The organism is Micropruina sp., assembly GCF_047607385.1.
Lineage (GTDB): Bacteria > Actinomycetota > Actinomycetes > Propionibacteriales > Propionibacteriaceae > Micropruina.
In genome coordinates this window covers 1-11701 of sequence record NZ_JASGDE010000078.1, presented here as the reverse complement: position 1 = coordinate 11701, position 11701 = coordinate 1, and the positions used below count along the sequence as shown (strand labels likewise).

Here is an 11701-nt window from a genome sequence, read left to right as displayed (position 1 = left end):
CGGACGGGCTGGCCGCCGGTGTGGCCGGTGTGGACGCGGCGGCCGGGGACGGGACGGCGGCGTTGCCGGGCGCCGCCGGCGTCCAGAATCCGGTGAACACCAGGGCGGCCGCCACCACCACGATGGCGAACGTGCCGACGAGCAGGCGAATCCGAGCTCGGGAACGCATCAGCCGAAGGCGCCTTGGGTAGTGAGCCAGGTCAGCGACTGCGGCAGGTAGGGGGCGTAGGTGTGGTAGTTGTGACCGCCGACCGGGAACATGATGGTGGTGACGTGCGGGTCGCCGTGCGCCTCCTTCGCCATCGCCTGGGTGGGACGGGCCGACCAGCCGTCCTGCTTGCTCGCGATCATCAGCAGCTTGGTGCCGCGCATCCCGTAGCTGCGGTAGAGCCAGCGGGCCGAGTTCTCGTTCCACAACGCCTTGTCGTTGCCGAACAGGTCGCCGGTGGTGTCGTCGGTGTAGGGCTCGTAGTCGCCGGCCAGCGCCACCGCGGCGCCGTAGCGGGTGGGGTAGCGCAGCAGCAGCTTGGCGGCGCACTGGCCGCCGGCGCTGAAGCCCATGATCGACCAATGGGAGCCCATCGGTTCGACATGGAAACGGCTCAGCACGGCGTCCGGAACGGTGTGGGTGACCCAGCTGCTGGCCTGCGGGCCGTGCGGCACGTCGACGCATTCGGTGTCCCGAGGGGGGCTGATCATGATCGGCGGGAGGACCGCGACGAAGGGCTTCATCCGACCTGAGCTGATCGCCTCGCTGGCCACCGTGCCGAAGTTGAAGTGGGAGAACAGCAGGCTCGGCGACGAGGGCTGGCCGGTCAGGAACTCCAGCACCGGGTATTTGGCGGCCGTGTTGGCGTCGTAGCCGGGCGGCAGCCAGACCAGCACATCGTCGACCACGCCGGCGTCGGTGCGCACCGGCAGTTTCTCCAGCCGGCCGGATCCGGCGTTGAGCTGGGCCACGTTGATGTTCTGCGGGGACGTGTCCTGGATGCCGAGCAGGTCGCTCCAGGAGGCGTAGAAGTCGTATTCGTCGTTCACGTACAGGAACAGCGCCAGCATCGCGGTGACCTGGGCGAGCAGCACGACCAGCAGCCGTCCGGCGACGGTGAGGACGCGGCGGGCCAGGTTGCCGGGGTGCGGGCGGCGCCGCGACCACAGATAGACGACGAGCAGCGGAAGCGCGACCGCCGCGATCACAGCCATCACCTGCAACGGACGGCCGGTCAGTTCGAACACGATGCCCACCCCTCGCCTCGTCCGCCGCGCGGCGGGCGCCGCACAAGAATCTAGCTCGCGCCCCCAGCCGGTGACCGTCGGCCGGGACGGTTGCGACCGGCGTCGCAGGCTGTGCACCGCGGAGTAGCCTCCGGTTGGACGCGCCGTGGCGGCGCGGAACGGAGAGTCGGACGTGCCAGGGCGTGGCGATCGGACCAGACCGATGCGGGGGGCTCGCTGGTTGACCGGCGGCTATGCCGCCGCGACGGTGATCGCGGCGGCGTCCTGGCTGTTCGGCCGGTGGGGGCATCAGCGTTTCCACTGGCTGGAGGAGATCGTCACCCTGGTCAACATCCCGCTGTCCCGGACGATCGCCTCGGTGGCCCTGCTGGCCCTGATCACGGTGGCGCTGGTGCTGCGCAAGCGGGTGGCGCTGATCGCGGTCATGGTCTGCCAGCTGTTCGGCATGTACCTGGGGTTGAGCCTGGTGATCAACGCCCCGGTCAGCCCGTGGATGCGTCCGTGGCGGCTGGAGCACACGCTGGCCGGCTGGTTCGACATCGCCTCGGTCCCGCTCGGTGCGGCGGCGCTGGTCTGGCTGTGGACGCTGCGCCCGGCCTTCCCCGCCCGGCTGCGGCGCGGTTCGCTGCTGCGCGCCGGCCTGGTCGCGCTGGCCGGGCTGGTGCTCAGCGTCGGGGTCAGCTACCTGCTGGCCGGCACCTACGCCAGCGGCTCCGGAACCCCGTGGGACGGGGTGCTGGCGCTCTTCGCCCGGCTGTTCGGCGACACCGGGCCGCTGAACCGTGCCGTTCTCGCCGCCATGCCGAGGTGGGTTCCGGAGGTGACCTCGCTGGCCCTGACCGTGACCATGCTGGCCACCGTCGTCACCTTCCTGCGCACCGCCAGCAACCCCACCGGCTGGTCGGGGGAGCGGGAACTCGCCATCCGCCGGCTGGTCCGCGACTACGGCGCCGCCGACTCGCTGGCCTACTTCGCCACCCGGCGGGACAAGTCGTCCATCTTCAGCCCGGACGGCCGGGCGGTGATCACCTACCAGCTGATCGCGGGGGTGTCGCTGGCCTCGGGCGATCCGGTGGGCGACCGGGATTCCTGGCCGGCGGCGATCGAGGCCTGGTACGGCGAACTGCGCGAGTACGGCTGGATCCCGGCCGTGCTGGGCGCGTCCGCGGACGGTGCCCGCGCGTACGCCCGGGCCGGCCTGCGGGTGCTGCCGCTGGGTGACGAGGCGGTGCTGGACGCCCGCCGGTTCGCGCCGGCGTCCGGCGTCCGGCGGGCGGCGCAGCGGGCTCGTCGGGCCGGGGTGACGGTCCGGATCGCCCGCCAGGCCGAACTCGACGCCGAGACGGTGACCGAGTTGTACGCGCTGGCCGACAGCTGGCGGCACGGCAGCACCGAGCGCGGCTATTCGATGGCGCTGAACCGGGCCGGTGACCCGGCCGACGGGCACCTGCTCTTCGTCATCGCCTCGGACGCCGCGGAGCGGCCGGTCGGCCTGCTGAGCTTCGTGCCCTGGGGCGCGACCGGGCTGTCGCTGGACCTGATGCGGCGCAGCCCGGACGCCCCCGGCGGGGTGACCGAGCTGATGGTCACGCAGCTGATGGCGCACGCCGGGCAGCGCGGCGTCCAGCGGGTGTCGCTGAACTTCTGCATGTTCCGCCGGGTGTTCGCGCAGGCCGAGGAGTTCGACACCGGGCCGCGGCTGAACGCGTCCCTGCTCGGGCTGCTGGACCGGTTCTGGCAACTGGAGCGGCTGTATCGCGCCAACCGGCTCTACCACCCGGACTGGGTGCCCCGGGTGCTCTGCTTCGACGACCGGGTCGGCCTGCCGCAGGTGCTGACCGCGGTGGGTGCCGCCGAGGGCTTCCTGCCCTGGCCCGGCCGCAGCGGAGCCGACGCCGGGCAGCAGCTGAGCGTGGCGGAATTGGACCAGGTGGACGCGCTGGGCACGGCCCCGCAGCTCATGCTGCAGCGCCGGCGGGATGCTCAAGCCGGCCACCGGCTGGAGCATCTGACGGCGCTGTCCGGGCTCGGGCTCGGCCCGACACCGGAGGCCGACGACGCGCTGTCCGTCGATGTGGCGGACGTGGAGGCGGCGCCGTGGGTGGCTGGTGAGCAGGTCGCCTTCTCCGGACGCGTCCGGGCGGCGCGTGACCATGGCGGGGTGGTCTTCGCCGACTTGACCGGGGGTGGCGTGACCGTGCAGATGGTGCTGGAGGCGTCCGAGCTGCCGGACAGCATCGCCGCGTTCCGGCGCTACGTCGACACCGGTGACCTGTTGGCGGTGACCGGGGTGCGCGGGCTGTCGCGGAACGGCACCCGGTCGGTGCTGGTCCGGTCCTGGCGGGTGGCCGCCAAGGCGCTGCATCCGATCCCGTTCGGCGGGCTCAGCGACCCGCAGGCCCGGCTCCGGCGGCGCTCCGCCGACCTGATCGTCCACCCCGAGCAGGCCCCTATCCTGCGCAACCGGGCCGCGGTGGTGTCCGCGCTGCGTGGCACGCTGGCCGCCGAGGGCTTCCTGGAGGTCGAGACGCCCATCCTGCAGGTGGTGCACGGCGGGGCGACGGCGCGTCCGTTCACCACCCACAGCAACGCCTACAACCAGGACCTCTACCTGCGGATCGCCCCCGAGCTGTACCTGAAACGCCTTGTCGTGGGCGGCATGGGACGGCTCTACGAGCTGGGCCGGAATTTCCGTAACGAGGGCGCGGACGCCACCCACAATCCGGAGTTCACCTCCCTGGAGGCGTACCAGCCCGGCGGCGACTACCGCACCGTCCAGGCGCTCACCGAGCGGCTGGTCCGGCAGGCGGCGATCGCGGTGCACGGACGTCCGGCGTTGCCGCCGGTGGAGTCCGGGCAGGACTGGGTGGACCTGACCCCGCCGTGGCGGACGGTGCCGGTGCTGCGGGCGGTGTCGGACGCGGTGGGCGTCCAGGTCAGCCTGCAGACCCCGGTGCGCACGCTCTACCAGCTGGCCCGTGAGCGGGGGGTGCCGGTGCCGGAGAACCGCGGTGCCGGGGCGGTGATCGAGGAGCTGTACGGGGAGCTGGTCGAGCCGGCGACGCAGCTGCCGACCTTCTACGTGGACTTCCCAGAGGAGACCTCGCCGCTGACCGCCGCCCACCGGAACACGCCCGGACTGGTCGAACGCTGGGACTTGGTGATTCGCGGGATGGAGCTGGCCACCGGCTATTCGGAGTTGACCGATCCGGTCGACCAGCGGGACCGGCTCACCCGACAGTCGCTGCTGGCGGCCGGCGGCGATGCCGAGGCGATGGAACTCGACCAGGACTTCTTGGCCGCACTCGAACTGGGCATGCCGCCCACCGGCGGCCTGGGCATCGGGGTGGACCGGCTGGTGATGCTGCTGACCGGGCTGAACATCCGCTCGGTGCTGAGCTTCCCGTTCGTCCGGCCGCCCCGCGCCCACTGAGCCCGGACGGTGGGGAGAGACCCAGCGGTCCAGCCCGGCTACTGCGCGAACCGGGCCAGTGCCGTCGTCCCGGCGATGGCGAGCACGAACCCTGCGGCGGCGAGCGGAGCCAGCCCGGGCCCGACCCGGTCGCCGAAGAGCAGCAGCCCGACCACGGAGGGCAAGACGACCTCGATGGTGAAGGTGACGCCGGTGACCGCGGTGACCGGTCCGCGCTGCAGTGCGACCGCGAAGAACGCCATGGCTAGGACGCCGCCGGCCAGCAGCGACCACAGCATCGGATGAGTCAGCAGATCCCACGACACCGGCAGTGCCCCGAGCCCGCGGGAGGCGACCCCCACCACGCTGAAGCCGAGTCCGGACGCCGTCGCCAGGACGACCCACGACCGGCGTCCGGACCGGCGCAACCCCAGCAGGCCGGCGAAGCCGGGCAGTACGCAACCACCCAGAATCACCCACTCGACGGTTGGGTCGGCCGCGATCGGGGCGTCCGCGCTGGCGCTGACCGCGAGCAGCACCAGTCCGGCCCCGAGCGTGCCGAGGGCAGCCCAGTCACGTCCGCCGAGCCGGGCTCCGCGCAGCGCCGCGATGGCGGCGGTGACGCCGATCGAGGCCGCCATCACCGACTGCACCAGGAACAGCGGAAGGTCCCGGGCCGCGACGATGTTGGCGACGAAGGCCACCGCGTCGGCGGCCAGTCCGAGCAGATAGGGCAGTTGCGCCACGATCGCGGCCAGCCCGGAGACACCGGTGACGGCGGCGGCCCGCTTCGCGCCGACCGACTGCAGCACCGAGCCGATTCCGTAGCCGAGGCAACAGACCACGGCGGCGACCCAACTGACGACCGGCACCGGGCAAGTCTGCCCGATGCCGGTCGTTCAGCAGTCGACTCGAAGGTCGCCGATCAAACGGGGTCGCCGATCAGATCAGGCCGAGCTCGGTGACGGCCTTGGCCTCGTCCTGCAACTCGGCGACCGAGGCGTCGATCTTGCCGCGGCTGAAGTCGTCGATCTCCAGGCCCTGGACGATGCTGTACGTGCCGCCGGACGTGGTGCACGGGAACGACGAGATGATGCCTTCGGGGACGCCGTAGGAGCCGTCGGACGGCACCGCCATCGACACCCAGTCGCCGGCCGGGGTGCCGGCGATCAGGTCGCGCATGTGCTCGACGGTGGCGTTCGCCGCCGAGGCCGCCGACGAGGCGCCGCGGGCCGCGATGATCGCCGCACCGCGCTTGGCGACGGTCGGGATGAAGTCGTTCTCGATCCAGGGCTGGTCGTTGACCAACTCGGCGGCGTTCTTGCCGTCCACCTCGGCGTGGAACACGTCCGGGTACTGGGTGGCGGAGTGGTTGCCCCAGATGGTCATCTTCGTCACGCTGGTCACCGGGACGCCGACCTTGGCGGCGAGCTGGCTGATCGCCCGGTTGTGGTCGAGCCGGGTCAGCGCGTTGAACCGCTCGATCGGGATGTCGGGAGCGTTCTTCATCGCGATCAGCGCGTTGGTGTTGGCGGGGTTGCCGGTGACCAGGATCTTGATGTCGTCGGCGGCGACGTCGTTGAGTGCCTTGCCCTGCGCGGTGAAGATGGCGCCGTTGGCGCTGAGCAGGTCGCCGCGCTCCATGCCGGCGGTGCGCGGCCGGGCGCCGACCAGCATGGCGATGTTCACGCCGTCGAACACCTTGGTCGGGTCGTCGCCGATCTCGACCTTGGCCAGGTTCGGGAAGGCGCAGTCGTCGAGCTCCATCACGACGCCCTCCAGCGCCTTGAGCGCGGGGGTGATCTCCAGCAACCGCAACTCGACCTGCTGATCGGGGCCGAGCAGGGCGCCGCTGGCGATGCGGAACAGCAGGCTGTAGCAGATCTGGCCGGCCGCGCCGGTCACGGCAACCTTGACGGGTGTGCTCACGGTGGTTTCTCCTCAACGACGAGTGGTGACGGATTTCACGCTATCAGCGCCCGCCGACGGCGTCCGGTGCTCCGGCGAGCAACGAGCCCGATACCCTCGATCTGTGCGTCTGCTGCTTGCTCGACATGGCCGGACGGCGTCCAATGTGGCCGCCCTGCTGGACACCGCGCCACCCGGTCCCGATCTGGACGACCTCGGACGAGCCCAGGCGGAGGTCCTGGCCACCCGGCTGGCCGGGCATCGCGTCGACGCCGTCTACAGTTCCGACCTGGTGCGGGCGGTGCAGACCGCCGCGCCCGCCGTCCGATCGTTCGGGGTGGCGCACCGGGAGATCCCGGGGCTGCGGGAGATCTCCGCCGGCGACGACGAGATGTCGCCCGACGTGCTGCGCTACCTGACCGCGCTGCGGGCCTGGGGCGAGGGGGACCACAGCGTCCGGATCCCCGGCGGTGAGGACGGGGTGGAGTTCCTGGCCCGCTACGGCGCCGCGATCCGACAGATCGCCGAGGCGGGGCACGAGACCGTGCTGGTGGTCAGCCACGGTGCGGCCATTCGCACCTGGGCCGGCTTCGTGATGCCCGTGGTGCACCGGCACCTGGGTCACGGCGGCATGCCGAACACCACCGTGATCGTCGCCGACGGCGACCCGGACGCCGGCTGGACGCTGCGCGGCATCGACTTCCCGGCGTCCGACCCGCAGGACGGTTTCGCCGCGCTGGGCGACCGCCGGGGCTGATCGCGCGAGCGGACGCCCGCCCGGGTCTGGTTCTTGTCGGTGCGGCCAGCTAGGTTGCCGACTGGGAAGTCGAAGGGAGTCCGCCGTGCAACGTCGCAAGGGTCTTGCCCTGATGGTCGTCCTGGCCCTGATGCTGGGCTGGTTCGCCGCCGCGCCACCGGCCCGCGCCGAAGGGCGCACCGTCACCCTGGTCGGCGACCTCCAGAACGAACTGGGCTGTTCGGACGACTGGCAGCCGGTCTGCACCGACACCGACCTGGTGCTGCGCGGCAACAGCTACAGCCGCGCCTTCACCGTCCCGGCCGGCGAATGGCAGCTGAAGGTCGCGATCAACCACTCCTGGGACGAGAGCTACGGCGCCCAGGGCGGTTCCGGGAACATCCCGCTGGCGCTGACCAAGCCGGCCCGGCTGCTGTTCGGCTACGACGACAGCACCCACCTGGTCACCATCAAGCCGCTCGACCTGCCCGGGTCGACCACCGCCGCCGACCGCACGCTGGCCGTCGGCTCGCTGCGTGAGGCGCTCACCCGGGAACGGTTCTACTTCCTGATGGCCGACCGGTTCGCCAACGGCGACAAGTCCAACGACACCGGCGGGCTGGTCGGCGGCCCGCTGAAGTCCGGTTTCGACCCGACCGACAGCGGCTTCTACCACGGCGGCGACCTGAAGGGCGTCACCGCCAAACTCGACTACATCAAGGGCCTCGGCACCACCGCGATCTGGCTGACGCCGTCGTTCAAGAACAACCCGGTGCAGGGCTCGGGCAGCGATGTGAGCGCCGGCTACCACGGTTACTGGATCACCGACTTCACCCAGATCGACCCGCATCTGGGCAGCAACGCCGACATGAAGAACCTGATCGCCAAGGCGCACGCCAAGGGCATGAAGGTCTTCTTCGACATCATCACCAACCACACCGCCGACATCATCGACTACGCCAAGCCGGGCGACTACGGCTACATCTCCAAGGAGGCGGCGCCCTACACCAACGCCGGCGGGCAGGAGTTCGACGATCACGACTACGCCGGCAAGGACACCTTCCCTTCGCTGGACCCGGCGACGTCCTTCCCGTACCAGCCGGTGTTCCGCAGCGAGGCCGACAAGGCCGTCAAGGTGCCGGCCTGGCTGAACGATCCGACGCTGTACCACAACCGCGGCAACTCGACCTTCGCCGGAGAATCGGCGACCTACGGCGACTTCGTCGGGCTGGACGACCTGTTCACCGAGAACCACACCGTGGTCGACGGCATGACGAAGATCTACCAGTCCTGGGTCGATTTCGGCATCGACGGGTTCCGGATCGACACGGTCAAGCACGTCAACACGGAGTTCTGGCAGCAGTTCGCGCCGGCCGTGCTCGACCACGCCAAGGCGTCCGGCAATGACGACTTCTTCATGTTCGGCGAGGTCTACGACTCCTCGCCGACCTTCACCAGCCAGTACACGACCGCCGGCAAGCTGCAGGCCACCCTCGACTTCGGCTTCCAGAACGCCGCCCTCGGGTTCGCCCAGGGCAAGGCGACCACCGGTATGCGTGACCTGTACGCCGGCGACGACTGGTACACCGACGCCGACAGCAACGCCTATCAACTGCCGACCTTCACCGGCAATCACGACATGGGCCGGATGGCCTACCTGCTGCGGTCGTCCGGGGTGAGCGCGAAGGACGCCCTCGCCCGGCTCAAGCTGGCCAACGCGCTGATGTACCTCACCCGCGGTCAGCCGGTGGTCTACTACGGCGACGAACAGGGCTTCGCCGGCAGCGGCGGCGACAAGGCGTCCCGGCAGGACATGTTCGCCACCAAGGTGCCCTCGTACGCGAAGGAAGAGGTGATCGGCGGCCCGTCCGGCTCCCGCGACCGGTACAACACCTCGGCGCCGCTGTACCGGCAGATCGCCCAACTGGCCGCGCTGCGGGCCAAGCACCCGGCCCTCGCCGACGGGGCACAGGTGCACCGCTACGCCTCGGACCAGGCCGGCGTGTTCGCGGTCAGCCGGATCGACAAGGCCAGCCGGCGGGAGTACCTGGTGGTCACCAACAACTCCACCAAGGCCGCCTCGGCCAGCTTCGCCAGCTACTCGCCGAACACCCGCTTCGACGCGTTGCTGGGCGCCGGCGGCGACGTCCGCACCGATCGTGCCGGACGGGTCACCGTGCGGGTGCCGGCGTTGAGCGTCCGGGTTTTCCGGGCGAGCAGGCCGATGCCCGCGTCGTCCGCGGCCCCGGTGATCGTGCCGCTCACCCCGAAGGCCGGCGGCACATGGGCGGCCGCGCCGAGCTGTCGGTGGCGCTGGCCGACACCAGCCGGTTCGCCGAGGTGAGCTTCTACTACCGGCCCGCCGGCACCACCGACTGGAAGCTGATCGGCACCGACGACAACCCGCGCTACCGGGTGTACCAGGACGTCACCGGCCTGCCGAAGGGCACCCTGCTGGAGTACCGGATCGTCGCCAAGGACCTCTCCGGACGCTACTCGGCAACCTCCAGCTGGGCTTTCGTCGGCGATCCGACCGGCTCGTCCGGGCCGAGCGCGATCAGCTACGACCCACCCGAGAAGCAGCCCGGCTCGGTCTCCGTGCCCGGCTCGTTCAACGCGTCGCTGGGCTGCCCGGCCGACTGGCTGCCCGACTGCGACAAGGCGCAGTTGAAGCTCGACTCCGAAGACCAGATCTGGAAGGCCTCCTTCAACCTGCCCGCCGGCGACTACGACTACAAGGCGGCACTGAACGGCGGCTGGGACGAGAACTACGGCGTCGGCGGTGCCCGCAACGGCTCCAACATCAACGTCAAACCCACCGGCGGCACGGTCGGCTTCTACTACGACCACGCCACCCACTGGGTGACCAGCAGCGCGCAAGGGCCGATCCTGACGGTGGTCGGCAGCTTCCAGAGCGAGCTGGGCTGTGCCGCGGATTGGAAGCCGGACTGCATGCGACCCTGGCTGCAGGATCTGGACGGCGACGGCACCTACACCTGGGCGTCGGTGCAGATCCCGAAGGGCGGCTACGAGTTCAAAGTGGCGCACGGGCTGTCCCTCGACGAGACCTACCCCGCCGACAACGTGACGCTGACCGTCCCGTCCGACGGCATGCAGGTGCGGATCGACTACGTGCTGGCCACCCATCAGGTGTCGGTGTCGGTCACCCAGCCCAGTGCCAAGCCCGATCTGTCGGTGGCCCGGGCGGTGCTGGTGAACGACGGGATGATCGCCTACCCGGCGAACGCGGTGCCCGCGGGAACGCCGGCGTCCAGCTTCACCTGGCGGCTGCACGCCTCCGCCAAGGGCGGTCTCGGGCTCGACGCCGAGGCGATCGTCGGCGGTGAGGTGTTCAGCCTCAGCAGGGACGGGAAGGGCCTGCCGGCCGGCGTCCGGCTCGCTCACCCCGAACTGGCGGACGCCATCGCGTTGCGGGTCGATCCGGCGGTCGTGGGACGGATGAAACGGCTGCTGGCCGGGCAGGTCGCGGTGGCGATGTACGACGACCAGGGACGACTGGTCGACGCCACCGGGTTGAAACGCGCGTAGCGGGACCCTCGGTCGAGCTTGTCGAGTCCGGGTTCCGGTGGTGGAGCTTGTCGAGACCCCGTCGTGCGGTCCCGTTGGTCGAGCCTGTCCAGACCCCGTCGCCGGCACCCCTAGGCTGTGCCCATGACGGCCTACCACGCTGAGGCGACCGATACCGAAGGCAAGGAAGTCCTCACCTGGGAGGGTTTCGGACAGGCCAGCCGTGAGCTGGCCGAGAAGGTGGTCGGTGACGGCTTCCGTCCCGACGTGATCGTCGCGGTGGCCCGTGGCGGCCTGCTGCTGGCCGGCTCCCTGGCCTACGCGCTGGGGGTGAAGCTGGCCGACGCGATGAACGTCGAGTTCTACACCGACGTCGCCGAGACCCTGCCCGACCCGGTGCTGCTGGCCCCGCTGCTCGACATCGACAGCATCGCCGGACGCCGGGTGCTGGTCGCCGACGACGTCGCCGATTCCGGACGCACCCTGCGGCTGGTGATGGACATCCTGCTCAAGCACGGCGCCGAGGTGCGCACAGCCGTGCTGTACACGAAACCCACCTCGGTTTATCAGGTCGACTACGTCTGGAAGGACACCGACGCCTGGATCGTCTTCCCCTGGTCTGCGCTGCCGCCGGTCGAGGGTGCCCGGCCCGAATAGGTCACAGGCCCGCCCACCCCGGAGAGCCGCATCCGGGTTTCTCGACATCGCCGTCCGACACAGGGAAAGCCCGCCGATCTCGCGTAGCAACACGAAAGCGGCGGGGTTTCCCTCCCGCGATGAGCGATGTCGAGAACGCCGCGACCAGGCCCCTACCGAACGCTCGCCTAACTATTTGGGGCTCGCTGAATACAGCGAGCCCCAAATAGTTAGGCGAGCGTTCG

General features: G+C 70.5%; 8 protein-coding genes. 5 read left to right on the top strand and 3 right to left on the bottom strand.

The window, feature by feature from the left end; genetic code table 11:
- Positions 1 to 168: 168 nt before the first annotated feature.
- Positions 169 to 1245, bottom strand: a complete 1077-nt coding sequence (locus tag QM582_RS06955; protein ID WP_415082974.1) for an alpha/beta hydrolase — start codon at positions 1243 to 1245, stop codon at positions 169 to 171.
- A 193-nt stretch (positions 1246 to 1438) separates the two neighbouring features.
- Between QM582_RS06955 and lysX the strand changes: the two genes are divergently transcribed.
- Complete coding sequence (gene lysX / locus QM582_RS06950) at positions 1439 to 4669, top strand: bifunctional lysylphosphatidylglycerol synthetase/lysine--tRNA ligase LysX (RefSeq protein ID WP_415082972.1); 3231 nt, start codon at positions 1439 to 1441, stop codon at positions 4667 to 4669.
- A 38-nt stretch (positions 4670 to 4707) separates the two neighbouring features.
- Here lysX and QM582_RS06945 read toward each other — a convergent pair whose 3' ends face one another.
- Entirely contained in the window at positions 4708 to 5520 is an 813-nt protein-coding gene (locus QM582_RS06945; protein WP_415082970.1) for a hypothetical protein, read from the bottom strand.
- Between the two features lie 70 nt (positions 5521 to 5590).
- Entirely contained in the window at positions 5591 to 6577 is a 987-nt protein-coding gene (locus QM582_RS06940) for a malate dehydrogenase (protein ID WP_415082968.1), read from the bottom strand.
- A 103-nt stretch (positions 6578 to 6680) separates the two neighbouring features.
- Here QM582_RS06940 and QM582_RS06935 point away from each other — a divergent pair, with 103 nt between their 5' ends.
- The 4 genes from QM582_RS06935 to QM582_RS06920 all read left to right on the top strand — a co-directional run bounded on the left by QM582_RS06935 (position 6681) and on the right by QM582_RS06920 (position 11477).
- Positions 6681 to 7313 carry a histidine phosphatase family protein gene (locus QM582_RS06935; RefSeq protein WP_415082966.1) on the top strand — a complete coding sequence of 211 codons (633 nt, stop codon included), beginning with the start codon at positions 6681 to 6683 and terminating at the stop codon, positions 7311 to 7313.
- A gap of 85 nt (positions 7314 to 7398) precedes the next feature.
- Positions 7399 to 9636 (top strand): alpha-amylase family glycosyl hydrolase, encoded by a 2238-nt coding sequence (locus QM582_RS06930; RefSeq protein ID WP_415082964.1) that lies wholly within the window; start codon positions 7399 to 7401, stop codon positions 9634 to 9636.
- Positions 9576 to 10841, top strand: coding sequence for a hypothetical protein (locus QM582_RS06925; RefSeq protein WP_415082963.1), 1266 nt, complete (start codon positions 9576 to 9578; stop codon positions 10839 to 10841). Before QM582_RS06930 ends, QM582_RS06925 begins: the two co-directional genes overlap by 61 nt.
- A 123-nt stretch (positions 10842 to 10964) precedes the next feature.
- Positions 10965 to 11477 (top strand): phosphoribosyltransferase, encoded by a 513-nt coding sequence (locus QM582_RS06920; protein WP_415082961.1) that lies wholly within the window; start codon positions 10965 to 10967, stop codon positions 11475 to 11477.
- Positions 11478 to 11701: the final 224 nt, after the last annotated feature.

Excerpts from the sequence above, each read along its gene's own strand:
- lysX (WP_415082972.1), top strand. The coding sequence starts at position 1,439 with ATGCGGGGGGCTCGCTGGTTGACCGGCGGCTATGCCGCCGCGACGGTG.
- QM582_RS06925 (WP_415082963.1), top strand. The coding sequence starts at position 9,576 with ATGGGCGGCCGCGCCGAGCTGTCGGTGGCGCTGGCCGACACCAGCCGG.
- QM582_RS06920 (WP_415082961.1), top strand. The coding sequence starts at position 10,965 with ATGACGGCCTACCACGCTGAGGCGACCGATACCGAAGGCAAGGAAGTC.